Here is a 25,068-nt window from a genome sequence, read left to right as displayed (position 1 = left end):
TTATTTATCCAACTTAGACGCCGTAAACATACTGGCGTCATAATGTCATTCTACCGGCAAGGAACGCAAAAAATGGTAAAAATACTCGCGCTAGCGTCATTGGCTTTTACTCAAACGGCCATGGCGGATGTGAATGCCTATCAACAGGCGGCTACCCAATTTTGTAATAAAGTGAAAATGTGCATTACCGAAGAAGTTAAAAAGGAGACTGGCGGGGAAGTACCGGCACAAATGAAAGCCATTATTGACAGTATGACGTCTAAGATGTGTGAGCAATACATACCAGAACAAATAATGGGTGATCCATCACAGTATGCAGAAATGATTGAAGCGGGTACCCAATGTTTGGAAGATTTAGCTGCAGTGCCTTGTGAACAAATGAGCCGTGCAGATGAGCCCGCTTCATGCAAAGAAGCCCAGTCGGTTGCAGATAAACTGGGCTTGGATACATCGACTTAACCGGTTTGCTATGCGCCCGGGTAGCGGGTTACAAGTGCTTGGTAAACTTGCTCGCTGTAATCGGAGGCGTTGATATCCAATGTCTCTAGTACTTCTACTAAGTGTTCGTTGTCTTCCTTTTGGTGCCATATTTTAATATAGCTACCGTCTTTATAACCATTATCCTGACGGAAAAAGTTAAGTACATTTTTACCCACATATTGGCGGAACAATTCGTCACTACTCATTTCACATTGTTGCACAATATACATAAACAACGGCACGCTAAAACGCTTTGCCGCACATAACCCGGTCATCAACTCCAAATTATCCAGTAGAGATTGTTTTTCAGGATAGTAGTCTTTGCTATCAAATTTTACCTGTGTGGTCGATTGGGCGAGCTGAGCTGACAAGGCATTGGCAGTGGCTTGTATATCGCCTTTATAATCGATAATGCTGGCAGAGAGCGCAAAATGCCAAATATCCACTAATTCCATTTGCAACTGGGGAAGATCCCGTTGCTGGGCTTTCCACCATTTCCACCCATGGTGCTCAATGGCTTCTACCGACTCCACCATCGCAGCACGAAGATACCCGTAGCCTGCAGATAACCATGAGGTGTTTACCTTACAGTTCATTTTATTCTGAAGAGACAGCATGGTTGCCAGCTGTTGTTGACTGAGCATATTCATTTTCCATTAGTAAAATAAGTGGTGGATTGTAGCGAAACAGACAAAAAGAAGGAAGTACATGGCGATGAATCATCATTGTGCATTTTAATGGTGCGCTTGCACCAAAACATCTAAGCAACGGTGAAGGGATAAGGCGGTGTGTTTTTCTAACATTATGATTTTGTTAGATTTGTTTAGTTGGCACGTAAGATGCCTAATAAAAATGTGTTATTTGTGCTCACGCTTGGCGGTAACCCGATTCGGTGCCAGGCAACGCCGCAAAACGGTTGTCATGAGTGAGCCCATAACCTTGCCCATACAGATTTTTCGTGTCCTGAGGTCTGTATGGGTTTTTTTCTTCAATTATTCCCCACCGCATTTATCAACAAAAATACCCAGAGTCATGGATGGACAACCTAAGATAGAATAACATAGGTAAAAAACACGTCTTTAGGATGAACATTGTTAGCGCTATATCCTTCAAATAAACTCGAACACTTGAGTTATTTACTTGCAACGCTACTTGAGCAGCAACCTTCACAGGTATTTGAACCACAAACAATCCTTGTTGAAAGCCCTGGAATGCAACATTGGCTGAACATGGCATTGGCTCGGGAGCGAGGTGTCGCTATGAATCTGCACTATCCGTTACCCGTGCGTTTTATGTGGGATACCGCGAGGCGAATACTTGGTGAGGAGCGCGTGCCTAGGCAATCACCCTATCGCAGAGAAGTGTTGGTCTGGCGTATCGACGGCATCATTCAAAGTGATACCTTTTGTGAGCAACAGCTAGCAGAGCCGGTGTGCCGGTATTGGCAGGATAAAGGCGATGAAAACCAGGCAAGCTTACAACGTCTACAATTTTCTACCGCGCTGGCTGATGTGTACGAACAATATTTGTTATACCGGCCAGAGTGGATATTTGCGTGGGAAAACCATGAGCTGGTTACGGACAACCGGTCTGATGAAGCTTGGCAGGCTTTTATTTGGCGGGAGCTAGTCAAACAAAACCCTGACCATCCGGCTAAATTGCACGCAGAAACAATAGCGCGACTTTCCTCGGCAACTAACGCCCATTTATTGCCAGAGAATATTGTGGTGTTTGCCATCAATACCATGGCGCCTCAGTTAGTCGATTTTCTGGATGCGCTGTCTCACCATACTCATATTCATCTCTTTCACTTAAACCCCAGTGTTAATTACTGGGGTGACGTTAAAAGCAACAAGGAACAAGCCAAGCTATTACGTACTGAAGGATTATCACAATGGCAAAATGCAAATCAGGAAAACCCATTTTTGGGCAACTTAGGCCAGCAAGGGCGGGATCTCTTTAATCTTCTTACGCCTTTAAGCTCATATGAAATAGCAGCATTTGATGTAGAGCCCCCTGGAGAAGCTGACAACGACGTACAGCTTTTACATGCGCTACAGCAAGATATTTTGCATGCTAGAGCGGCGGAGGGGCACTTTACCCCTCAAAGCGATGACAACAGTGTAACCGTAGTCAGCGCTCATACCCCCCTTCGGGAGGTGGAAGCCCTTCATGACCACTTGCTGCGATTGCTTGAGGCTAACCACGAAGAGGGACTTAAACCCGCTGATATTGTGGTGATGTGTCCTGCAATTGAAAATTATGCCCCCTTCATCGATGCGGTTTTTCAGCGCGTCGGGGCGCCCAAAGAAGATGCGAATGAAACGGTTCGCATCCCTTGTTCCATTGCAGACCGAGCCCCGTTAGATGCAGAGCCAGTAATTGCTGCTTTTATGGAGTTACTTAACCTGCCAGATAGCCGTTTTGAAGTGAGTCGTATCATTGATTATCTGCGCTTACCGCCAGTACAGCGTAAATTTGGTATTAGCGAAGGGGATCTTGATATTATTAGCCATTGGCTTGAACAAGCCCATGTGCATTGGGGGCGAGATAAGGGGCATAAAGCGGCGCTAATAGGACAATCGGTTTCAGAAACTTATACCTGGGCGTGGGGATTAAAACGGTTGTTGCTTGGCATGGTGCTAACGGATACGCCTCAAATTAATGATGGCATTTTGACCGTTCCTGAAGTTGAGGGGCAGCACACGGTGTTATTGGGCAGGTTGATGCAACTTCTAGAGCAATTATCGACGTTTGCCTCATCCCTCGACGAAAAGCGCACGGCAACACAATGGCATCAATTTTTAGATGAAATGCGCCAAGGGTGCTTTGAACCGTCACAAGAGGATCAGGGGAGTTGGGAGGCCATTGCCCGGGCTACTGCCGATTTAGTGATACATTGCGAGCAAGCGGGCTACGAGCATCAACTTACGTTAGCGCAAGTACGGGGGATCTTAGTACGTATTTTTAGCACCCCTGACGCAGCTAATCACTTTATGACTGGACAAGTGACTTTTTGTTCAATGATGCCCATGCGAAGTATCCCGTTTAAAGTGGTATGCATTTTAGGATTAAACGACGGCGAGTTTCCCCGTCAGTCTTCGCCGATTAGCTTAGATCTCATGGCGGTATCAACGCGAAAACAGGGTGATCGTTCTCGTCGGTTAGAAGATCGATATTTGTTTCTTGAAGCCTTAATTTCTGCCAGACATTACTTGTATCTTAGTTATCAAGGAAACCGCAGCAAAGATAACAAGCCCCGACAACCTAGCTTGGTGTTGTCGGAACTGCTTGATGTGTTGAGCGCCAGTTATGGCGTTAAAGAACCCTTGGTAAGAACGTTACCGTTACACCCCTTTAGTCCCGAAAACTATTGGGGAGATTGGGTAGGGTTTGATCCAGGTTGGTTTCGATTGGCAAAAGGCTTACTACACCAAGAAACCGCCTCCTCACCCTTGTTGTCGCCAGTATCGGCAGATAGCAAGAGCGGCGTGTTGAAGGTAGATGCATTAGCTCGGGCTTTCGATCACCCTCTAAAAACTTTTGCCAATGAAAAACTGTCGGTGTACCTAGAGCAAAATCAACCGGTGTTGTCAGATGCAGAGCCCTTTGGGGACAACGCATTATTGCGCTACAAAGTGTTAAAAGAATTTGCAGGTTCCAATTTACAGGGGGCTGATCCTTCGATTATAGAGCAGCATTTTATGCTGAGTGGCGATTTACCCGATACCCCGTTGACCCCGCAACTACTCGATACTTGGTCTCAAGGCGCTAGAGCACTGACAGATAAGTTTGGAACCCATATGGCAAAGCCCCATACCATCAGTGTGGACTGTAATGGTCTGATTTTGGAAGCTCAAGCCTGGCAGGGAGCAGAGGGGTTACAGTTAATGCTATACGGCGGTGATAACAACAAGCAGCACCTGATGCAGTATCTTACCTTGTTGTGTTTTAATGCAAATGGGAATGCATTACCGCTAGATACGTACTTTTTGAAATGGACCAAGGGACAGTTTAATGTGCATTGTCGTCACTACGAGCCGTTTCCCACCGATGTCGCTCAACACCTGCTTATGGAGATCTGTAAACTTTATCAGTCATTCCTTACGGCGCCGGTTCCGGCGTTTATCGACTTAACCGTGAGCCTATTAGAGGCGTTTGCTAAATGGCAAAAAAGCCATGACGATGGCTTGATGTTTTCTCAGTGGTTGTTAAGTGAGGACGGACAGGCGAGATGGCAAAGCTGTTTAGCCAGTAGCTATATGAAAATAGGCTTAAACGAAGATGCGTATGTACGCTGGTTTTTTCCTAACGGGCTAGATGTTTCACACTTCCCGAGTCAGCCTCTTTGTCATGTGTTTGAGCCGTTACTCCTTAATAAAAAGGATAAGAAATTAAAATGACAGGACACGTTGATAACAGTCAGCCTCTTGATGTTTTGAATATGCCCTTACAGGGACGACATCTAATAGAAGCCAGCGCAGGGACAGGGAAGACGTTTAATATTACCCGCATCTATTTACGTCTATTGTTAGAAAAATCCCTTTGTGTCCAACAAATTCTGGTGATGACCTACACCAATGCAGCCACTGAAGAGATTAAAGGGCGGGTGGCAGAAACCCTGCGCGAAGCGCGAGGAGTGTGGCGGGATGTGCTTGCATCGCCATCCTTATTAGCTGAGCAGGACCCTACATACCAGGGGTTGTATCAGGTCGCACCGGGTGAAGACGGGTTACAGAAACTTGAGGCTGCGCTACTTGAGCTAGACGAAGCTTCGGTTTTTACCATTCACGGGTTTTGCAATAAAGTGATATCAGAACTGGCCTTTGCCAGCGGTTCATCTATGGCGCTGACGCTAGAGACTGACACTCAAGAATTTTGGCAAGCCGCGGCGCAAGACTGGGTGCGTAAAACCGCCAGTAACGAGGAAGCTTATGCCATATTGGTTGCAAATGGTTGGCACATCCCCGAGCGTTTTATTCGTGACTTTGAAAAGCCCCTACAAAGTGATTTGAAAGTAGAAATGTGGGATGCGCCTACGATTGAGAAGGATCACCTGGCAAGCTTGGAACGGTTTAAAACCAGCAAACAAGATATATTTGCACAGTTGTTTGCACAAATGAAGCAATGGGAAGGGGTGCTTAGCGAACACTTAATTGAGTCAAAAAGTGGAAAAGATAGGCTTCAACGAGAGCGTGAGTGGCAAGCCTTATTAGATTGGCTTTCTCAAGGTATTGCCGTCCCTCCCAGTAAAGAGGCAGAGAATTTCACCAAAGCACAACGATACAGCCGCCATAGCCATAAAGAGCAACTGAAAGACATTCTTTACCCTGTGTATGAATTAATAAAAGAAATTACAGGGGCGCACAAAGCGCGGGAAGAAAAACGCAAAGCCAAATTAGATGCCATTGCCACTTATCAATTGGTGGCAGAGGGGTTTGACTATATTCGTCAACATGTAGCCACCGCCAAGCAACGGTTAGGCATACTGGATTTTGATGATTTAATTAAAACCTTAGCACAACAAGTGACCCAGGAAGGCTCGTTACTACGGGAAGCTCTACGAGAGCGCTATCCTGTGGCTTTAATTGATGAATTTCAGGATACTGACGCCAGTCAATATCAAATTCTGTCGCAGGTCTATTCACCGGGTGGCACTGAGCACCTTTTAATGATGATAGGCGATCCTAAACAAGCCATATATGGTTTTCGTGGCGGCGATATATTTACTTACCTAAAAGCCGGTCGCCAAGCCGATTATCGTTGGGTGATGGACACGAACTGGCGTTCCGTCGCCCCCATGGTGAATGCTTATAACCGGCTTTTTTATGGCGACCAACTTGCGGGGGCGGCACGGGATGTATTTGGATTTGGTATTCAGTATATTCCGGTCAATTCCACACCTCATGCGAAAGCCGCTGGGTTGCCATTAGAAGATCTTAAATCACGTCAGGCGCTGAATTTTGTGGTTTATGAGCCAGAAGAAGACGACGACGTGCTCTCAGAAGGGCTCACCGATCAGTTGGTGGCCTGGACAAGCCACGAAATACATCGATTATTGGCTGAAGCGAAGTTGGGAGAGCAGAGGGTTCAGCCTGCTGATATTGCCATCTTGGTGCGTTCGGGTACAGAAGCGCAACTGATTCAGTCCGGCTTAAAAAAAGTGGGATTAAGTGCCGTATATTTGAGTACCAATACCCCTCTTTTTTCAGCCGAAGAAGCCGCTGACTTATATCGGGTACTCGATGGTATTTGGCATTGTGACGATAAGTCTCGGCTTTGCGGTGCACTATCGAGCCCCTTGTTAGGCTATGACCACAACACGATTGTGGCCATGCTGCACGATGAGGATGATGCTTTGTGGGAGGCATGTATGGCGCGTATCCTCAAATTAAGAGAGGTGTGGGTAAAGCAGGGGTGTATGGCTGTGGTGTTGATGATGCTACGCCGCTGGTTTGTCTTACGGGACACCCAAACCGAACGGCATCTCACCAATTACCTGCATCTTGCTGAATCCCTAGAAAGAACGGCATCGGTTACACCACGGCCAGAGCAACTCTTGTTGTGGCTACATCAAAACATCTTAGATCCCCAAGGGGGAGAAGATCTTGTCCAGCGACTAGAAAGCGATGCAAAGCTTATTCAAATTGTTACGATGCATGGTTCGAAAGGTCTAGAATACCCCATTGTCTTTGTTCCGTTTGCGAACAAGTACAAAGATCCGGCAAAATCCGGTAATCGCCAAGCTCATGGTTTTCGTTATTTTGATGAGCGAACCGATACGCAACGACTACAACTTGGTTATTCTGAAGAGGCAGAGCAGAACGTCAGGGCTCAAGGGCGAGCAGAGGAAATGCGTTTATTGTATGTAGCCATTACCCGCGCAGCCCACCGATGTTACCTTGGCGTGGCGCCCTTTAAACACAGCGAGCAATCCGCTCTGGCCAAAGCATTAGGTCTTGACGGGCCGAATCAATGGGTCGCCGCCATCAGTAAGATCATCGACGAACAGGGCATGCATACCACGGTACTGGATGCAGGCATGTTGCCCGTTAGCCAACAAGGTGACGAGATGGCTAAAGAAACCCGTTCGTTACGTATTGCCCAGTTTACCGGTTCGGTAAAAGATAATTGGCGCTTGTATTCGTTCAGTGCGTTAGCGCGTCAGCAGGTGGCGGTTAAGCACACGCAGCGGGATGAAGAGATTGTGGATAATCTATTAGAGCCAGAAGCTAGATCAGCGGAACATCTCTTTCGTTTTGCCATGGAAAAAGGCGCTAATGCCGGTAACCTGTTGCATGACCTATTGGAGATGACTGATTTTACTGAGCCCGCGTGGCTTACTCACCGTGAAATGGGAACGCGATTAAACTTAAATGATCAGGCGTTTGATGCCCTCGCGGAATGGATGGATGAAGTATTAGCCACGCCCTTATCTTCGTCGCTATGCCTTAATGCCTTGCCGGCATCCCAAACCCTTAAAGAGTCAGAGTTTTACTTTCCAATTAATCAGGCTAATTGGCGCACCTTAAAGCAACTCCTGAATGAACATCGGCTAACACTTAGCCCAAATCACGCTATCCCAGTGCCTAATGTGTCCACGCCGCAACTTGAAGGCATGATGCATGGCTTTATCGATTTGTTATTTGAATATGAAGGCCGCTTTTATGTGGCAGATTATAAATCCACTCATCTGGGTTATGATTTTGGCCACTATAGCCAAGACGCCATGATCAACAATAATCAAAAGCATCTGTATGATTTGCAGTATTTGTTGTACGCACTAGCGTTACATCGACATTTGAAAAACCATTTACCTGACTATACGCCCAGCCTGCATTTTGGTGGCGTGTATTATTTGTATTTACGGGGTATGCATCCTAACAATCAGGCATCTGAAGGGGTGTTTTATACGCCTGTGAGTGAAGAACAACTGCATGCCCTTGATGATTTATTCAGTGGCATACAGGATGAGGCTTGTTAATGAAATCCTTCAATCTTATTTGTCAGCAACTCGACGATATCGAAGCCATTGATTACTATCTTGCCCAGCACTTAAGCCAACGGGTCGAGCCTGAACATAGCCATAAGGTTTTTTATCTGATTGTCGCCTTGTCTTATTTTCAGCGCCACGGTCACACCTGTCTTAGCCTGCAGGCTATCGCCGATAAAACCTTATTTGCTAACAATGACGATGCTTCACCTAAAGACGGTATTCACTTTGACGGACTCACCGAGCTTATCAAACTGGCTCGGTATTTAACTGAGCATGAGCAAACAAGCGCATACTTTATGTACCAACATGGGCGCTTATATACCCGCCGTTACTGGGACTTTGAAACCACCGTAGCCAAACAAGTAATGTGCCGTTTGCAAAGCCGTCCCTTAAGCGATGACGGGTTACAGCGGCTAAAACCTATTTGGGCTAAACTGTATTCTTGTGAGCAAAGTGCCCAGCAAGATTGGCAGCAACTGGCCACGGCTTGCGCTATTACTCAGCAATTCGCGGTGATCAACGGCGGGCCGGGGACCGGTAAAACGTATACGGTTACCCGTCTATTATTGGCGTTACAAGCGGCAGCCGACTCTCCCTTAAATATAAGACTTGCGGCCCCCACGGGAAAGGCGGCTCAACGACTCACCGAATCGGTAAAAAAGAGCTTACTCGATATCAACGGTGATGACGTGGACAAGCTGAAGGCCTCGATCACCACCGAAGCCAGTACGCTGCATCGCTTATTGGGGGTTAGGCCTTTACAGATCACACCGAAACATCATAAAGACAACCCGATTCATTGTGATGTGCTTATTATCGACGAAGCGTCTATGGTTGATCTTGCTCTTATGGCTCGGGTGCTTAGCGCCCTTCAACCCACTACCCGTGTGTATCTTGTCGGTGATGCAGACCAGCTACCGGCGGTTGAGTCAGGCAACGTATTAGAAGCCCTCGTAGGGGAAGATAACGTAAGTACGGCAAGTGTAGGCAAAGTGCAAGCCCATCATTTACAAGCGTTGTGCCCTCATTTACCTGCATTAGCGGTGGATGACACCGCGCTGTCGTCGGTATTTACTTTGCAGGTCAGCCAGCGCTTTAGCGGTAAATTAGCATTGGCCGCCAAGGGCATTAAAGAAGGGAACGCGGAGGCACTAGAAGCGCAAATCAGCCAAATGGGGAGTAAAGGTAAAGAGATAGCGATCCAGCCGGATGTCACTCAAATGCCCTTTGTTGACGATATCTCCCTAGCCAGATTAATTGATAAGAGCTTTAAACCTTTATTTGATGCCTCCACGCCAAACGCGGCCTTAGACGCCTTGTCCTATTGTCGATGGTTGTCGCCGGTGCGACAAGGTGAGGGGGGCGTGGAATGGCTAAATCGTGAAGTCGAGAAACGCTTTTTGTCTTCGATTTATTTGGGGAATGGTCAGCATTATCATGGCCGGCCGGTGATGGTAACTCAGAATGATTATGTACAGCGCTTGTTCAATGGTGATACCGGTGTTATTTGGCGAGGGAACGACGGCCAATTGCGGGCGTATTTTACCGATAATGGAAACGTCAGGTCGATTAGTTTAGCGCGTCTCCCTAAGGTGGAGACCGTTTATGCCATGACCATTCATAAATCTCAGGGATCAGAGTTTGAACATGTGGTCATTTGGTTGCCCAAAAGCACAGGTAAGGCGGCAACCTTATTTACCCGCGAGCTTCTATACACCGGGCTCACCCGAGCGAAAAAAGGCTGTTTGCTAGTGGGTTCAACCGCACGCCTTCGGGAGGTTGTTACGATCCAAACACGGCGTTTTTCAGGGTTATACCATCGTATTTTGACTGACTGGCAGGCGAATCACTCTGCGGAAAAATAAAATAGGCAGTCAGATTTAGCCAGTTCAGGGTTTTTGGACAGTAAAAATAGGGTGGTAGTTTGGTTGACCGTTAGGCAATTATCGTTAGCGCTGAAAAAAGTGCTGACTTGCTCTCGGTTACTGCGTCCTACTATTCGGAAATGATCTAACCGATTATGATCTACCCAACCTAAGGTATCACCAGGTTGTAAGGTAACAAAACTACAACTTTCAATATCATTTCTTAGGGTGCAATTTACGCCGAAAACCGGTTTGTCTGAATAGGTTAATGCGGCGCTGCGCCTTAGCTCAAGGCGTCGTGGTTGAGAAATTGTTTGCACCTCGGTTTGCCCTTGTACGGATTTATCCTGCCACAAAGCCAGTAACCCCTTGGTCAGTTTCTCGTTTGTTTTTGTCGCCGCATTTTGCGGTGTGTAAACCGACACCACAGGCCCTTCTAATGGTAAATCGGTTAAAGCACCTATGATGATAGGCGAGTGAATCAAGGTATCACAGAAGTAAGAACCTAAAGCAACATGTGCCGGCGTCTTGTTCATCGAGAGTGCGAAACTTGGCACACCGGATGCGGTATCGTGGAGATTGATCACACATTCCGGAGAGAGTCCATCAAGTAACCGATATAGATTATTAGCAGGATGGCTGTCTTGATATAGAAAGGGTTCGCGAAAGCAACGGTTTAGGTCTCGTTTTCCAGGCTCAAAAGGATGGGAAAACAGAGGGGGGAGGGCCGCTGCGTCCACCGACACAATCACGATCTTAATGTTGGTGGCGGGGAGGATATTTTTGTGTAATACATCAAGTACCGTACGCAGGCTGGTGGGCTCGTCACCGTGCAATAAGGTAACGATGACACGACATACCGAAGACATGCCTTTAATGTGTAACACCGCCGGCCCGGGCAATCCTTCTACCACTTCTTGGCAGGAACTGGGTATTTGTCCACAGTCCAAGTTGTAAATATGGTAGAAGCCATCTTGTTTTACGGCTTGATTCCAAAGGGTGGGCGTCATAAGTGTGTCCAAATAGCAAAAACAATGAAAGCATAGGATTGAGCATAGACGCTGGTGATTATGATGCGTTGACGCAGATCAACGGTGAATTTGTTTGTGCCAATGTGATGACTAAACAATGTCTTTTATCGTAAATTGACTCTTGTTCAACGTGTGTGATTGCAAAATGCTCGTGTTTCCCTGTAGGGTAAATATTCAACAAAAATCACACACTTTCTTGGGCATTCATAACGCTCAGAATCCTTTCCAGTAGTACTTAGCAATTAATTTGTTTTAAAAACACAGTGGACGTGCCTTTCTAGGCATCAACTAAAATAATAATGTGGAGAATGCGTGTTGCGTACAATCATTACTTTGATATTTCTTACGGTGAGTTGCAATTTATGGGCGGCTTTACCTCGTATAGCTGATTTTACAGAAGGGATGGAAGCCCATGATGGCTTTTTACCTTTTTACTATGATAGCGCGACGGATAAAGTTTATTTAAATGTGGATAAACTTGATAGTGAAATGCTGTTTCTCAGTAGCTTACCCCAAGGGGTCGGCTCTAATGATATTGGCCTTGATAGAGGCCAATTGGGTGTTAACCATATTATTAAATTTGAGCGCCATGGTAATAAAGTATTGATGAAAGCGTTAAATACGCGCTATCGCTCCGATACCACAAATATGGCTGAACAAGCGAGTATCGATGAGGCGTTTGCCGACTCTGTACTTAGTGGTTTTACAGTAGTGGCCGCGTCTGACAATGGTGTGTTAATTGACTATACGCCTTACCTCCTAAGTGATGTGCATGGTGTGGCAAAACGCTTAAAGCAAAAAAAACAGGGCAATTATAAAGCGGATAGTAGCCGTAGTGCGGTTTTTACTCCTAGAAGCAAAGCCTTCCCTAAAAACACAGAGTTAGAGTCGATTGTTACGTACGGCGGCACCCAACCTGGTGAATATGTGCAGCAAGTTACGCCGTCACCTAATAGCATAACCGTGCATCTACATCATTCATTTGTGGCTTTGCCGGAACCTGGCTATACCCCACGGGCTTACCATCCTTACTCTGGGTATTGGAAGAAAGGCTATTTTGACTATGCCACCGCCATTACTGAGCCGACTGAGGTGAAATTCATAACACGGCATCGTTTGTTTAAAAAAGACATTAATGCGAAGGTCAGTGAAGCTGTTGAACCCATTATCTATTATTTAGATCCTGGTGTTCCTGAGCCTGTTATGAGTGCGCTAAAAGAAGGGGCAAGTTGGTGGAATCAAGCCTTTGAAGCGATTGGTTACAAAGATGCGTTTCAGGTAAAAGTCCTTCCAGAGGGGGCTGATCCCATGGATGTGCGCTACAACATGATTAACTGGGTACATCGTGCAACACGGGGTTGGTCTTACGGGTCGTCGATAAGAGATCCACGTACCGGTGAAATCATTAAAGGTAATGTTACCTTAGGCTCTTTAAGGGTGCGCCAAGACTACCTTATTGCGCTTGGTTTGATGAGCCCTTTTGATGGCAAGCAAAGTACCGATGAAGAAAAGGAAATGGCGTTAGCCCGGATCCGTCAGCTCTCTGCTCACGAAGTTGGCCATACCCTTGGCCTTGCTCATAACTTTGCCGCCAGCGAATATGGCCGTGAATCGGTAATGGATTATCCCCATCCACGGTTGACCATGAAAAACGGTAAAATCTCTTTAGAAGGCGCTTACGATTCCGGTATAGGCAAATGGGATATTCATGCCATTGCTTATGGCTATCAAGATTTCCCCACTGCGAAAGCCGAGGAAGAAGGTTTAGCGGCTATTATTGCCCAATCAAGAGAAGACGGTTTGGCATTTAAAACGGATTGGGATACCCGTTCATCGGTTCATCCTGCAAGTAGTGGCCACATGTGGGACAACGGCGATTCGCCCCTTGATGCTTTCGATGACATGGTTGCAATCCGCAAACATGCACTAAGTACCGTTGGCTTAAATTCCATACCTGATCAAGCCAGCTTGTCTTCGATAGAAGATGTGTTGGTGCCTATTTATCTGTTACATCGTTATCAGTTAGAAGCCGTCGCAAAGCAGGTGGGTGGATTAAACTATGAATACGAACGTAAAGGGGATTACGATAAACCTAAGGGCGTGAGTATTGTTCCAGCTTCTGAGCAAAAGCGGGCAATTAAACAATTATTATTAGCCACCACGCCGGCATTCTTAAGTATACCGGATAAGCTAAAAGCGTTGATCCCACCAACCGCGTTTGGTGATGATATCACCCGAGAGCAGTTTAAAAGTCGAATGGGTTTAGCCTTCGATCCCGTTACTGCAGCAGAATCAGCAGCAGACTTTAGCTTTTCGTTGTTGTTAACTCCGCAACGTCTTAATCGCATCGAATGGCAGTCTACCCAAGAAAAAGGCCTACCTGATGTTGGCGACATTGTTGAGCGTATTATGGCAACCCATTGGTATGACAGTGATGGTGACAGCGATGGACTGAACAAGCGTCTTCGTTTAGTCGCCCTTAATGCTGTTATGAAGGCGGCGACATCACCGGATTTAGCACCAGACATCAAGCTCTCCATAGACGATAAACTGTGGGAGTTTGCAGAATGGTTAGATGACAACGATGATGTAACTGGAAGCCATACTCTTGAAGATTGGTTGAAGGTGTACTTTGAAAGCGGTCAATGGCCTGGCGCGTTTTCGGTAAAACCGTTACCACCAGGATCCCCTATATAATAGGACAATAGTATAATAGGACAATAGCGCTGATGTTAGAGACCTAACGTCAGCGCTTTTTTTTTACCCTTTAGCTTAAACTAACGTATCGAGTAAAGACCTTATATAATTGTGTTCCGCTTAAAACTGACGCCGAAGGAAAATGCAGCATCGGTATCAGATCGCACGGTGCGCACACTTCAAAACAGCCCTTAGGGTTATCTAATTCATCAATATTGAGTACTCTGGCCAGTACTTCTCCTTTTTTAACATGATCGCCAGGTTTAGCGCAGTACTCCACCATTCCGCCCCATTGTGTATAGAGGGTTTTATAGTCGCTTAGGGCAACGCCTAGTCGCTGCATCACGGTAGGCTTAAGGGGCTCGCCAAGTAAACACCCCTTATTGCTCAAGTAGGTTAAGATGCTTTGGCTATCTACCTTGCCTTCGGAAAATTGAATCACCTCTTGACTCCCCATTTCCAGGGTAAAGCCCACTACTGAGAAATCATAAGGTTTGTTAAACCGAGCTTGTAAGCAATCTTGTAATGTCCACCAGGGGCAAAATGTGGCTTCGTCTAATGCGCCGGCGAATTGATTCGGTATGAAAATGCAATGAGGAAAATTAAATTGTAGGGCGGCTTCTTTAGCATATTCGGGAATATAAATGTGTCGGGTAGAGACCGGCCCATTATGTAAATCCAATACAATATCGGCTTTCACTGCAAGTTGTTGTAATTTAAGGTTCAATTGCTGTGCTAAACCAAGACCCCAAGGCGACGATAACTTATCGGTAATGCAATCAGCCCAGTATTGTCTAAATCGGTCTCTTATGGCGTCTGCCGGCTCGTCTGGTGTGACGGTTTCTGCAAAGGCAAGTACCTTGTTTTTATCGTAAAAATAGCCTCGATTCCAATTGGTACCGTTAACAGGATCAAATCGGCCTAAGGTGTATTCACCAGCTTTTATATTGGTGCCAACGGGGTTACAGTTTGGCACTAAAATAATTTCACCGGCGATCACTTGGGTCTTTAAGGCTTGGATAAGCTGATAAATAACCACATTTCCCTGTACTTCCGCACCATGGATAGAGCTCTGAATATAAACCGTAGGGCCGGGCTGTTCACCCTGTAGCCGGTACACAGGGACATTCATATTTCGGCCAGAGGCGTTTTGCGCCACTACCATATGGCTTTTCGTTATTGTCGTTTTCATGTTGCTGATGCAGACCCTCCGCAAACGGTACAATTGGGGTGACGGGGAACGGTAAAATTTTGCCATTGAAACGTGAGGCCATCGAAGAGTTGCAGTTGGCCTTGGGGCAATGTGCCAAACCCGGTTAATGTTTGCAATACTAGGTGGGCCTGAGCTAAGCCTATCATTCCTACCACTGGACTGAGGATCCCTGCTTCTGTGCAGCTAAGCGGTGTCATATTGAACATACGTGACACACAGCCATAACAAGAGGTCTTCTGGGCAGGAACACTAACAAATAATTGACCCTCAAAGCGTATTGCTGCACCACTTACTAAGGGTTTGCCTTCTTGCCAGCATAGGCGATTGATTTGTATTCGGCTATCAAGGTTGTCGGTACAATCCACTATCACATTGTGTTTGGCCACAAGGGTTGCTAGATCATGGTCACAAAGGCGCTTGTCGACAGTGTGAATACAACATTCGGGGTTAAGCGCATTGAGCTGGGACTTCGCAGCATCAACCTTCTTCTCGCCACAATGGCTAGAGGTATACAAGATTTGTCGTGGTAAGTTGTGCGCGTCCACAACATCGTCATCAACCAAGGTTAAGGCGCCCACACCACTGGCACATAAGCTTTGTGATAGTGCAGTGCCTAAGCCCCCAAGGCCAATAATTAACACGGCAGACTCACAGAGGGTTTCTTGACCTTGCAGATCAAATTGGGGGAGTACAATGTGTCGGTTATATCGCATGACTTGTGCATGCGTTAATGTATCTGGCATAGTAACGGCAAATTTAGTAAATAGTAATAGACGTCGTCCAAAGTGTGGCGACGAGTTAAACGAAGGTTACCTTAGCATAATTGATGCAAAGTAGCCTTGGTTCGAATCGACTTTCAGGAAACATCATGTCATCGTCAGCAACCTCACTTAATATTGCCATTCTTACCCTTTCTGACACACGTACATTAGAAAGTGATACGTCCGGAGCGTATCTTGTTGAAGCCGTTTCCTCATCAGGCCATCAGGTGGTGGCCCGGGATTTAATCAAAGACGATATCTACTTACAACGGGCGGTCGTGTCGCAATGGATAGCCGATGAGAACGTCCACGTTATACTTCTAACCGGCGGCACAGGTTTTACCTATCGGGATTCAACGCCTGAAGCCGTGTCCGTCTTGTTCGATAAAACCGTTGATGGATTTGGCGAATTATTCCGCTACCTTAGCTACCAAGAAATCGGCACCTCGACGATTCAATCTCGGGCACTGGCAGGGTTTGCAAATCGCACGGCTATTTTCTGTTTGCCAGGAAGCACGGGGGCCTGCAGAACAGCATGGGAAGGTATCATTCAGTCGCAACTTGATTCGACTTTCAAGCCCTGTAATTTCGTTAAACACCTTACCGGAGAACTATGATGTCAGCGTTTAGTCACCTTAATGCGCAAGGTGAAGCGAACATGGTAGATGTGTCAGCCAAACCCAACTCTACCCGCACGGCGTTAGCGGAAGGTTATCTTTACGTGTCTGAGGACGTGATAGAAGGGATCGCCGCACAAACCGTAAAAAAAGGGGATGTTTTTGCTGTTGCGAGGGTGGCGGGTATTCAAGGGGCCAAACGCTGCGCAGATTTAATTCCGTTATGTCATCCATTGCCGCTGGCAAAGGTAGATATTAACTTTACAGTAGATGAAACCAACAGTCGTATTGGTGTGACTTGTTTATGTAAAGTGACAGGAAAAACTGGCGTAGAAATGGAAGCGTTAACAGGGGTCAACGTGGCGCTGCTGACTTTATTTGATATGTGTAAGGCTATCGATCCTGGCATGCGTATCGATAATGTCAGGGTGATGAGCAAGCAAGGCGGAAAAACCGGCGATTGGCAGGCAGAACCAAACCTATGATCAACATTAAAACCTTTGCTCAAGTGCGGGAAGTAACCCAAGAAGCCGGGTTTTCCTTGCCACTAGAAAAAGCCAATAGTACGGTTGCCGACGTAAAAGTGACGTTAAGAATGCGTGCCCCATGTTGGGGTGAAGCTCTTGATGATGGCGTGCTGTGTGCCGTTAATCAGGTATTGTGCGATGATAGTCACCCTGTAGCAGAAGGCGATGAAGTTGCTTTCTTTCCACCGGTAACGGGAGGCTAAATGGGCGCCTGTATCACATCTACCCCGTTGACTATCACGGCTTATCATGAGGCATTGCAACGGGCCGTGCCTAAAGCGGGTGCTATTGTGACTTTCACCGGTCAGGTACGGGATTACAACCAGCAAGGGCCCATATCGGGGATCCACTTAGAACATTATCCGGGCATGACAGAAAATGCACTCACAAAGCTTGTTACCCAAGCCATTGCTCGGTTTTCTCTCCTTGATGCCCACGTTGTACACCGCATAGGCGACATCAACAATTATGCACCCATTGTTTGGGTAGGCACGGCAGCCAGTCACAGAAAAGCCGCCTTTGACGGGGCCTGTTATGTCATGGACCTGTTAAAGCAGTCGGTGCCGTTGTGGAAAAAAGAATATCAGGGTGAGCAAGGGGTGTGGGTGCAGACGAAAGCGTCAGACGATCACGCCGCGATGGCATGGCTAAAAGAATCACCGAAGGGTGAGGAGAAGTAACAGGAAAATGGGTCTGCAAAGGGTATTGTTATTGATAATTAGCCTAGGGGTTAGTGGGCAGTCCTTTGGTCAGTCTTCGCAGGTTAATATTGCTGTGGCAGCTAATTTTGCCGAGCCGGTGAAAGAAATTGCACAGAATTTTCATCGCCAAACCGGCATAAAGCCTGTGATTTCCATTGGTTCTAGTGGCACGCTTTTCGCCCAAATTAGCCATGGTGCCCCCTTTGATTTATTTCTCTCAGCAGATGCGCTGCGTCCGGAAAAGCTCGTACAACAAGGGAAGGCGAGTGATCTTCATACCTACGCCAAAGGTCGGTTAGCGCTGGTGACGCGGGGGAAGTCCTTGGCATCGTTAAATGCCTTTTTTACTCACCCCCAATTTACCAAGCCGGTGGCTATCGCGAACCCTAAATTAGCCCCTTACGGCGTGGCGGCGATGGAAACCCTAGCGCATTTTTTTAACGATAATGAGCCTTGGCCGTTTACCCTTGTACAAGGCAAGAGCGTTGCACAAACATACCAGTATTTTCAAGCGGGTAACGTAGATGTTGCGTTAGTCGCCCTGTCGCTAACTGCAAAAACGCAGGGGGACGTCTTTGCCATACCTAGCCAATATCATAGCCCTATCGTACAAAAGTTAGTCTTACTCAAAGGGGCTGACCATACGGATGAGGCTAAACGCTTTATCGATTACCTCTTGTCGCCGCAAATACAGTCTACCCTGCAGGAATGGGGCTATGCACCAGTCACGGATGAGTAAGTATGAGCGATGACATAACGGCTATCATGCTTACGCTTAAGCTAGCATGCATAACCAGCATTATTTTATTGATAATCGCTACACCTTTAGCGTGGAAATTAGCCCGGTGGCAACATAAAGCCAAACATTATGTGTTAGCTGTGGTGGCGCTGCCCTTAATTTTACCGCCTACGGTATTGGGTTTTTATTTGTTGCTTCTGTTTTCTCCACAAAATGCGGTGGGGCAGATTTGGCAAGATTTCACCGGTCAACAATTAGCATTCTCTTTTTCCGGGCTAGTGTTGGGTTCTGTGGTTTACTCTCTCCCTTTTGCGGTTCAGCCCTTATATGCAAGCTTCGTCCAATTAGATGGTCGATACTTAGACGTTGCCACGACGTTGGGTATGTCCAAATGGAGCCGTTTTCGCCGCATTGTGATCCCCTCATGCAAGCCTGCATTCATGGTAGCCTTAGGGCTGACATTTGCCCATACCATTGGTGAATTTGGTGTGGTACTTATGATTGGGGGCAATATTCCCGGAGAAACCCAAGTGCTTTCCATTGCATTGTTTGAGCATGTTGAGGCATTAGAGTACGAGCAGGCTCATGCGCTCGCGTTTGGCATGTTGGTGTTTTCGTTTATGATGATGGCCCTACTGTATCGGTTTAATCGCGGTGGAGGGACGTCGTGGACATTAAAGTAACCGGTCATTGGAAGGAGTTCAATTTAACTGTTGCATTGAACTTGCCCCAAGACTGCGCGTTTGTGGGGCTTAGCGGCCCATCTGGTGCGGGGAAATCTACGTTAATGCGCTGTTTGGCGGGCTTGTCAGAGAGGGCAACGGTGGCGGGAGGCTGGCAGCAAACCATCATCGGCGAGGGCCGTACCGGTCTTGTGTTTCAAGATAGCCTGTTGTTTTCCCATTTATCAGTAAAAGGCAACCTTGATTTGGCTATGGAATATGCAGCCAAAACGCGGTTTACCCTCGATGACGTGACACGGGGTTGCCATTGTCAGCACCTTTTAGCGCGAATGCCCCATACGTTATCTGGTGGTGAAGCCCAGCGGGTAGCCATCGCAAGAGCGATCCTTAACTCGCCAGATATGCTCCTTTTAGACGAACCGGTAAGTGCCTTAGACAACAGCTTAAAACATGAGGTATTAAAGTACCTTAGTGCATTAGCCGAAAAGGGAATGAAAATAGTGATGGTGTCCCACGATCTCCATGACATTGCCTTGTATTGTGATGCCATGGCGTGGTTGGAGAATGGATGTATTTCTAGCCAAGGAGAGGTGGAGCAGGTGTTGGCGACGTTAGCCGATACGGTGGCGTCCTATGAAGGACAATTCTCCGTGTTAAAAGGTGAAGTGGTTAATCATTTGCCAGCGCAAAACTGTTATCAAATACGTGTTGGGGAGCAGGTGGTTTATGCCCGAAAACCGGTGATCCAAAAAAATAGAGCAACCCTGACGGTGGATGCGCGAGACGTAAGCCTCGACCGAGAGCATGCTTTAGCGTCATCCATTGTGAATAGTTTACCTTGCCATATTGAAGCCATTCATTGCAGCGAGGATAAAAAAGCGATGGTAACCTTGCGCTGTAATGATGTTCAGTTATTTGCTGTTATCAGTACGCTGTCGTTAGAACGACTGGGCTTTGAGGTGGGCGAGCCAGTAACAGCTCGCTTCAAACTTCGCTAGATATTGGCATTAAATTACCCGAGAGTAACGGTGTGTTTTAGATGCGTCCTGTAGATAGCTATCAAAGGTCATACAGACAATACGGATAAAAAGACGGGCATGGTCAGCCACTTCGATGCCTTGGGCCGTAATGTTAACAATACCATCTTGCTCGAATTCCCGAAGAGCCATTAATTCGTTGGCAAAATGGGAATGAAAGTCGACACCGAATTGGTGCTCGACATCAGCAAACGAAAGGGTGAGATTGCACATTAGCTGCTGAATAATATAGCGGCGAAGGTGATCTTCATCGGTCAGAAATACCCCTTTAACTGCCGGGTCTTGGTTATTATCTAGCTTTTCATAATACGCGTTTAACGTTTTCGGGTTTTGCAAATATGCGTTGCCCACGGCGCTGATAGATGACACGCCAAGTCCGAGAAGATCAAGTTCGCCGCCCGTGGTGTAGCCTTGGAAGTTTCGGTGTAATTGACCTTTTGCTTGAGCCACGGCAAGTTCATCGGTAGGTAGACTAAAATGATCCATACCAATTAACACGTATCCCACTTCGGTTAAACTTTCCATCGCCTGCCTCATAAGACGGGTTTTTTCCACCGCAGAAGGCAACCAGTTGTCTTTAATCTTATGCTGCGCCGCAAAGCGTGAAGGTAGGTGGGCGTAACTGAAAAGGGAGATCCGCTCAGGCGCCATTTTTTTTACCTCAGCGAGGGTTTGGGCAAACGTGTCCGGCGTTTGATGTGGGAGCCCATAAATTAAGTCTAAATTGACCGACTTAAACCCATTATTTTGAGCAAATTTAGTTAAAAGCGCCACATGCTCGGTGCTTTGTACACGGTTTATGGCTTGTTGTACTTTATAGTCTGTGTCTTGCACGCCAATACTTAAGCGATTGTAACCAATACTTGCCAAGTGCCTTAACTGGGCGGTGGTCATTCGTCGAGGGTCGATTTCTATACCAATTTCTGCGTCTTCAGCGAGAGTAAAATTAGCGGTAATTAACCCCATCAGGCGAACCTGTTGGGTCTCGGTTAAAAAGCTTGGCGTGCCACCGCCTAAGTGGATCTGATGTACTTGCGTGTCTGCGAAGTGGTTCGCTTTTTGGCGGATCTCTTTTTCTAAGTAATCTAGGTAGCGATCGGCTTTTTCTCTATGCCGCGTAACGATTTTATTGCAACCACAGTAATAGCAAAGTTGGTGACAAAACGGGATATGAATATAAAGGGACAAGCCTTTGGTTTTAGATTGGGCCAGTGCGGCAACTAAAGGATCTGCAGCAGTGATATCATCAAATTCCAAAGCAGTGGGATAAGAGGTATACCGTGGACCATTAATATTATATTTAGATAATAAGGTTTGATTAAATAAATCGCTCACAGACATAAGGCTCTCTCATTCATAGGTACAGAATCAGTGTATAAGGGAGAGCGGGGGAATATATTGATCTCGTGCAATAATTTGCAGCTTTTATTTTAAAATACGGTGGGATTTCACATTTAAATGATTTGCTAGATATTGAGCACTGCCTGTTACTGAGGTTTTGTACTCATTACCGGTGCCGGTAATGATTTAAATAACCGTGGTTTATTCGCGTCTGCAAGGAAGCTACCGGAAGCATGACCTGGCTGCTGAATGGTCACCGAGGGCAAAATGGACGTGGCGTTTAACGGTTGTCGTGTTTTTTTGTCTAACTGATAGGATACCGAGGTGCTTCGAGGTTTGCTGGTTGCGCTGTATTCATCTGCTGCAACGTAGGCTGACACATTAACGGTGCATACAAGCATCACATATTGCATTAGCTTTTTCATTGCCTTTACCTCTACCTACCTGTGAAAAATGAGGTCACAGGGTATCTGTTATGGATTAACCACTATTAAATGGGAAAGCGGTAAAAAAAAGAATCATCACAGCAATACGCAGGTATTTTAAATAATACTAAAGTTTACCTGTGAGCTAGCTCATATAGGGCTGCTATTTTTCTTCTGTCTAATTTGATAAAGAAAAAAGCGGCGTTGCCGCCGCTTTTTAGTGCAGACAGGTGTCTGCTACCATGTTGAAATGGTGTAAAAACCTGGCATTTTTTTTATTATAATCGCTTGGCTAATACGTCTGCGATAGGGCTATCCTGATGTCCGCTTTCTGACACCCAGGCCTGTAAAGTTTTGCCGTCATCTTCTGGCGAGCTCAAGTCATCTTTGGGCATCTTTTTAACTAACAAAGTGCCGGCTTCAACTGCGTTGTTTAAAATAGCAGTACGGATCAAGCTGTTGCCGCCGCACGTAATGCCTGAATAGTAATCTCGTAGCTTCAAGCGGTAATCAGATTCGACTAAACGAATTTTTTTACGCAATTCGCCTTTGTCATTGGCTTGTACAATCGTACAAATATTGGCTAGTGCGTCGTTGATGTCTGCTTGTGCAGTACCTGTAAACCCTAAACCTAAAGCAGCAAGAGCAAGAGAAGTCTTAACGATTTTCAACATGGTTAATTCCTCGATAAAGTTGAATGATGTTGTTTGTTCGAGATCAATTAAACGTTAAAAAGGCATGGCAGAAAATAACTACGCAAATACTAAAGTATAAGTGGTTATACTTTAGGAGGTAGATAAAGGAATGAGTAAAATATTTCAATTTGTTGTATTTGAAGGCTTTAACTCTATCTTGAGTGTTTTTTGCGCTAATTTTAGGAAGAGAAAATTTATTATATTTTACTCTGTCTCTAAATAGCATTTATATTTTTGGTTTTATTTTTAACCCGCCATTGACTGAGGGTGTGCTGTAAGGTTATGAAAATAAACATTATAATTTTTTAATGGGAAATGGTGTGCAGGCTGGTAAGCGAATGCACACCATGATTTTTATATGAAAATACACGTATTTATATTGATAACAAAGTGCGCGTTGGGTTATTCGTTATCCTCAGCGGCGTCTTCTAACGCTTCTCCTGCGGTTTGAATGTCCTTTCCGGCCCCTTCCATGGTGGCGCATCCGCCCAAAAGGCCACCAATGAATGATGTTAAGACGAACATATAACGAACACGTAATCGTTTGCTACTTGCGAGTGCTTTCATAAGGAGATCCTCATTGTTGATCAGAATTAGTTTGTTTCGATGCGGATATCATGGCATCCAGTGTCTTTCCACCTTTGGCATCAAAATCCAATGTTCTGATGGGGAAGGGGATTAAAATACCCGCATCGCTGAGAGTTTGACGGATAGTGACCACGGCATCGTGGCGTACTTCCATAAAGTTATGGGGCCCAGGGTACTTCATCCAAAACCAGACCAATAAATTGACGCTACTGTCACCAAAAGAAGAAGCGAACACATCAGTCTCCTCTTTTTTGATCACATAATCTTTTTTATTCAACGCTTCGACTAACACCTCTCGGGCATGTTGCGGATCATCGGCGTAAGAGATCCCCACTGGAACTTCTAATCGTCGGTAGCCAATTACGCTATAGTTGGTGAGAATATTTCTAAACAATATTTTATTGGGAATGATTTCCCGTTGACCGAAAAATGTTGCCACTAAGGTATTGCGAAGGTTTATGGCCTCGACTTTACCGAATACCCCGTCTGCTTCAATAACGTCACCAATCTCAAAGGGTTTTCTTATTCCCATTGCTATGCCGGCAATAAAATTTTCAGTGAGATCTTGAAAGGCAAAGCCGATGGCCAACCCGACAATTCCCGCCCCAGCGAGTAAGGAGGTGACGGTGCCTTGTAAACCAACAAAATCAAGGGCGATAAATAGCCCGGCGCTAATAAACGCTGCTTTTAAAATAGAAGTGAGAAGGTCAGCGATTTGGCGAGATTCGAATGCACGTCGAAGCCCACGCTTGACAAATTTGCCCAATAAATTGGCGAGTAAACCAAAAACAACTGCAATAAAAATAGCGACGACAATATTAGGTAGGTGCTTAATGCCTTGCTCGAGCCACATTTGCAGCTTTTCGTTGATTAAAGACGACACTTCATCTATTTGTGGAAATTCCATGGAGTACTCTTCGCGTAGGACGTTAACCAATGATAACTTCCTATTCAAAAACCATACCCTCTTCGAGGTGCATTTAACTTGTTGATAAAATACAAAAAATATCCATGTTGGCTTTTGTGATAAGGCGGGGTATGTAAAATTTTCTTTTGGTTAGAGTAAAAAGCACAGGCATTGGCGACGCTGTGTAAAGCTTGCTTACCGCTGGTGCTTTAGTGATCCATCGGGATCCCTTGCTTATAATGGTACGAAAGGCGAAATTACATTGGATAGCATAAAAGGGGTTTTTAAAAATGACACAGACACTTGCCCATACTGAGATTGCCCAGTTGGTCGCGCAATTAAACCAACATAAAGAGGAAGGCGCCCATTGGCACCAAGACGGAGACAGACTGGTAAAAACCTTCACCTTTAACAATTTTATTGCTGCCTTTGGCTGGATGAGCCAAGTCGCTATGTGGGCGGAAAAGCTTAATCATCATCCTGAATGGAAGAATGTGTATAACCGTGTTGAGGTTGTATTAACCACTCATGATGCCAAAGGATTAACCGAACGGGATTTTTTATTAGCGCAGAAAATGGATAAGCTGGCGTCAAATTGACTGCATAGTAGGCGGTATGCTGGTTTATTGTCCATGTAGTCAAAAAAATGCAATATTCTTTGCATCTTCCCTTGCTATGGCTTAACGCCTATGTATAATACGCACCACTCAAGGGCAAGGCGGAAACGCTAAGCCAATGAAGTAATACGGACGCGGGATGGAGCAG

General features: G+C 45.9%; 21 protein-coding genes and 1 pseudogene. 13 read left to right on the top strand and 9 right to left on the bottom strand.

From position 1 onward, the window contains the following. The first annotated feature begins 72 nt into the window (after positions 1-72). Entirely contained in the window at positions 73-459 is a 387-nt protein-coding gene (locus KO501_RS02830) for a hypothetical protein (RefSeq protein ID WP_216028113.1), read from the top strand. Positions 460-467: 8 nt separating this feature from the next. On the opposite strand, the gene KO501_RS02825 is transcribed toward KO501_RS02830, so the two are convergent. Then, positions 468-1,124 carry a dUTP diphosphatase gene (locus KO501_RS02825; RefSeq protein WP_216028112.1) on the bottom strand — a complete coding sequence of 219 codons (657 nt, stop codon included), beginning with the start codon at positions 1,122-1,124 and terminating at the stop codon, positions 468-470. Positions 1,125-1,571: 447 nt separating this feature from the next. On the opposite strand from KO501_RS02825, the gene recC reads away from it, so the two are divergent. The 3 genes from recC to recD are packed head-to-tail and all read left to right on the top strand — an operon-like array spanning position 1,572 to position 10,341. After that, a complete protein-coding gene (gene recC, locus KO501_RS02820) occupies positions 1,572-4,883 on the top strand; it encodes an exodeoxyribonuclease V subunit gamma (protein WP_216028111.1) in 3,312 nt (1,103 codons plus the stop codon). Then, positions 4,880-8,464 (top strand): exodeoxyribonuclease V subunit beta, encoded by a 3,585-nt coding sequence (gene recB, locus KO501_RS02815; RefSeq protein ID WP_216028110.1) that lies wholly within the window; start codon positions 4,880-4,882, stop codon positions 8,462-8,464. The genes recC and recB overlap by 4 nt, the downstream gene beginning before the upstream one ends. After that, positions 8,464-10,341, top strand: a complete 1,878-nt coding sequence (gene recD, locus KO501_RS02810; protein ID WP_216028109.1) for an exodeoxyribonuclease V subunit alpha — start codon at positions 8,464-8,466, stop codon at positions 10,339-10,341. The genes recB and recD overlap by 1 nt, the downstream gene beginning before the upstream one ends. Here the strand turns inward: recD and KO501_RS02805 are convergent. Next, a complete protein-coding gene (locus KO501_RS02805) occupies positions 10,323-11,351 on the bottom strand; it encodes a hypothetical protein (RefSeq protein ID WP_216028108.1) in 1,029 nt (342 codons plus the stop codon). The genes recD and KO501_RS02805 overlap by 19 nt on opposite strands. 333 nt (positions 11,352-11,684) lie before the next feature. On the opposite strand from KO501_RS02805, the gene KO501_RS02800 reads away from it, so the two are divergent. Further along, a complete protein-coding gene (locus KO501_RS02800; protein ID WP_354667799.1) occupies positions 11,685-14,069 on the top strand; it encodes a zinc-dependent metalloprotease in 2,385 nt (794 codons plus the stop codon). 70 nt (positions 14,070-14,139) lie between these two features. Here the strand turns inward: KO501_RS02800 and KO501_RS02795 are convergent, their stop codons facing one another. Together KO501_RS02795 and moeB are read right to left on the bottom strand one after the other, a co-directional pair. Next, positions 14,140-15,261, bottom strand: coding sequence for a succinylglutamate desuccinylase/aspartoacylase family protein (locus tag KO501_RS02795; RefSeq protein ID WP_216028107.1), 1,122 nt, complete (start codon positions 15,259-15,261; stop codon positions 14,140-14,142). Beyond that, positions 15,258-16,025, bottom strand: a complete 768-nt coding sequence (gene moeB / locus KO501_RS02790; RefSeq protein WP_216028106.1) for a molybdopterin-synthase adenylyltransferase MoeB — start codon at positions 16,023-16,025, stop codon at positions 15,258-15,260. The genes KO501_RS02795 and moeB overlap by 4 nt, the downstream gene beginning before the upstream one ends. A 125-nt stretch (positions 16,026-16,150) precedes the next feature. Here moeB and moaB point away from each other — a divergent pair, with 125 nt between their 5' ends. From moaB to KO501_RS02755, 7 genes are read left to right on the top strand one after another with little or no spacing between them, the layout of a single operon-like run. Next, positions 16,151-16,660: a molybdenum cofactor biosynthesis protein B gene (gene moaB, locus KO501_RS02785; protein ID WP_216028105.1), complete on the top strand. Its 510-nt coding sequence runs from the start codon at positions 16,151-16,153 to the stop codon at positions 16,658-16,660. After that, positions 16,660-17,145: a cyclic pyranopterin monophosphate synthase MoaC gene (gene moaC / locus KO501_RS02780; RefSeq protein WP_216028199.1), complete on the top strand. Its 486-nt coding sequence runs from the start codon at positions 16,660-16,662 to the stop codon at positions 17,143-17,145. The genes moaB and moaC overlap by 1 nt, the downstream gene beginning before the upstream one ends. Beyond that, on the top strand, positions 17,142-17,390 hold the full coding sequence (locus tag KO501_RS02775; RefSeq protein ID WP_216028104.1) for a MoaD/ThiS family protein: 249 nt from the start codon (positions 17,142-17,144) through the stop codon (positions 17,388-17,390). Before moaC ends, KO501_RS02775 begins: the two co-directional genes overlap by 4 nt. Then, a complete protein-coding gene (locus KO501_RS02770) occupies positions 17,391-17,867 on the top strand; it encodes a molybdenum cofactor biosynthesis protein MoaE (RefSeq protein ID WP_216028103.1) in 477 nt (158 codons plus the stop codon). It begins immediately after the preceding gene. Positions 17,868-17,874: 7 nt separating this feature from the next. Continuing rightward, on the top strand, positions 17,875-18,627 hold the full coding sequence (modA, locus tag KO501_RS02765; RefSeq protein ID WP_216028102.1) for a molybdate ABC transporter substrate-binding protein: 753 nt from the start codon (positions 17,875-17,877) through the stop codon (positions 18,625-18,627). A gap of 2 nt (positions 18,628-18,629) precedes the next feature. Then, positions 18,630-19,310 (top strand): molybdate ABC transporter permease subunit, encoded by a 681-nt coding sequence (modB, locus tag KO501_RS02760; RefSeq protein ID WP_216028101.1) that lies wholly within the window; start codon positions 18,630-18,632, stop codon positions 19,308-19,310. Continuing rightward, positions 19,295-20,308 carry an ATP-binding cassette domain-containing protein gene (locus KO501_RS02755; RefSeq protein ID WP_216028100.1) on the top strand — a complete coding sequence of 338 codons (1,014 nt, stop codon included), beginning with the start codon at positions 19,295-19,297 and terminating at the stop codon, positions 20,306-20,308. The genes modB and KO501_RS02755 overlap by 16 nt, the downstream gene beginning before the upstream one ends. 24 nt (positions 20,309-20,332) lie before the next feature. On the opposite strand, the pseudogene hemN reads toward KO501_RS02755, so the two are convergent. The 5 genes and pseudogenes from hemN to KO501_RS02730 form a co-directional block, all read right to left on the bottom strand. Beyond that, positions 20,333-21,688, bottom strand: a pseudogene (hemN, locus tag KO501_RS02750) (oxygen-independent coproporphyrinogen III oxidase); the annotation flags it as partial. A gap of 146 nt (positions 21,689-21,834) precedes the next feature. Further along, positions 21,835-22,113 (bottom strand): hypothetical protein, encoded by a 279-nt coding sequence (locus KO501_RS02745; RefSeq protein WP_216028098.1) that lies wholly within the window; start codon positions 22,111-22,113, stop codon positions 21,835-21,837. Between the two features lie 278 nt (positions 22,114-22,391). Beyond that, positions 22,392-22,787, bottom strand: a complete 396-nt coding sequence (locus tag KO501_RS02740; protein ID WP_216028097.1) for a DUF3718 domain-containing protein — start codon at positions 22,785-22,787, stop codon at positions 22,392-22,394. 423 nt (positions 22,788-23,210) lie between these two features. After that, positions 23,211-23,375, bottom strand: a complete 165-nt coding sequence (locus KO501_RS02735) for an entericidin A/B family lipoprotein (protein WP_216028096.1) — start codon at positions 23,373-23,375, stop codon at positions 23,211-23,213. 10 nt (positions 23,376-23,385) lie between these two features. Beyond that, positions 23,386-24,303, bottom strand: a complete 918-nt coding sequence (locus KO501_RS02730) for a mechanosensitive ion channel family protein (RefSeq protein WP_216028095.1) — start codon at positions 24,301-24,303, stop codon at positions 23,386-23,388. A 290-nt stretch (positions 24,304-24,593) separates the two neighbouring features. Between KO501_RS02730 and KO501_RS02725 the strand changes: the two genes are divergently transcribed. Then, positions 24,594-24,902, top strand: a complete 309-nt coding sequence (locus KO501_RS02725) for a 4a-hydroxytetrahydrobiopterin dehydratase (protein WP_216028094.1) — start codon at positions 24,594-24,596, stop codon at positions 24,900-24,902. The last annotated feature ends 166 nt before the right edge of the window (positions 24,903-25,068 follow it).

This window comes from Alteromonas sp. C1M14 (assembly GCF_018860965.1).
Classification (GTDB): domain Bacteria; phylum Pseudomonadota; class Gammaproteobacteria; order Enterobacterales; family Alteromonadaceae; genus Alteromonas.
Note: the sequence above shows the minus strand (reverse complement) of the source record. Positions and strands in the feature narration are given on the sequence as shown.

What these genes read in the sequence shown, in the direction of transcription:
- KO501_RS02830 (WP_216028113.1), top strand. Translation starts at nt 73, where the DNA reads ATGGTAAAAATACTCGCGCTAGCGTCATTGGCTTTTACTCAAACGGCC.
- KO501_RS02825 (WP_216028112.1), bottom strand. Translation starts at nt 1,124, where the DNA reads ATGCTCAGTCAACAACAGCTGGCAACCATGCTGTCTCTTCAGAATAAA.
- recB (WP_216028110.1), top strand. Translation starts at nt 4,880, where the DNA reads ATGACAGGACACGTTGATAACAGTCAGCCTCTTGATGTTTTGAATATG.
- recD (WP_216028109.1), top strand. Translation starts at nt 8,464, where the DNA reads ATGAAATCCTTCAATCTTATTTGTCAGCAACTCGACGATATCGAAGCC.
- KO501_RS02805 (WP_216028108.1), bottom strand. Translation starts at nt 11,351, where the DNA reads ATGACGCCCACCCTTTGGAATCAAGCCGTAAAACAAGATGGCTTCTAC.
- KO501_RS02795 (WP_216028107.1), bottom strand. Translation starts at nt 15,261, where the DNA reads ATGAAAACGACAATAACGAAAAGCCATATGGTAGTGGCGCAAAACGCC.
- moeB (WP_216028106.1), bottom strand. Translation starts at nt 16,025, where the DNA reads ATGCCAGATACATTAACGCATGCACAAGTCATGCGATATAACCGACAC.
- moaB (WP_216028105.1), top strand. Translation starts at nt 16,151, where the DNA reads ATGTCATCGTCAGCAACCTCACTTAATATTGCCATTCTTACCCTTTCT.
- moaC (WP_216028199.1), top strand. Translation starts at nt 16,660, where the DNA reads ATGTCAGCGTTTAGTCACCTTAATGCGCAAGGTGAAGCGAACATGGTA.
- KO501_RS02775 (WP_216028104.1), top strand. Translation starts at nt 17,142, where the DNA reads ATGATCAACATTAAAACCTTTGCTCAAGTGCGGGAAGTAACCCAAGAA.
- KO501_RS02770 (WP_216028103.1), top strand. Translation starts at nt 17,391, where the DNA reads ATGGGCGCCTGTATCACATCTACCCCGTTGACTATCACGGCTTATCAT.
- modA (WP_216028102.1), top strand. Translation starts at nt 17,875, where the DNA reads ATGGGTCTGCAAAGGGTATTGTTATTGATAATTAGCCTAGGGGTTAGT.
- modB (WP_216028101.1), top strand. Translation starts at nt 18,630, where the DNA reads ATGAGCGATGACATAACGGCTATCATGCTTACGCTTAAGCTAGCATGC.
- KO501_RS02745 (WP_216028098.1), bottom strand. Translation starts at nt 22,113, where the DNA reads ATGAAAAAGCTAATGCAATATGTGATGCTTGTATGCACCGTTAATGTG.
- KO501_RS02740 (WP_216028097.1), bottom strand. Translation starts at nt 22,787, where the DNA reads ATGTTGAAAATCGTTAAGACTTCTCTTGCTCTTGCTGCTTTAGGTTTA.
- KO501_RS02735 (WP_216028096.1), bottom strand. Translation starts at nt 23,375, where the DNA reads ATGAAAGCACTCGCAAGTAGCAAACGATTACGTGTTCGTTATATGTTC.
- KO501_RS02730 (WP_216028095.1), bottom strand. Translation starts at nt 24,303, where the DNA reads ATGGAATTTCCACAAATAGATGAAGTGTCGTCTTTAATCAACGAAAAG.
- KO501_RS02725 (WP_216028094.1), top strand. Translation starts at nt 24,594, where the DNA reads ATGACACAGACACTTGCCCATACTGAGATTGCCCAGTTGGTCGCGCAA.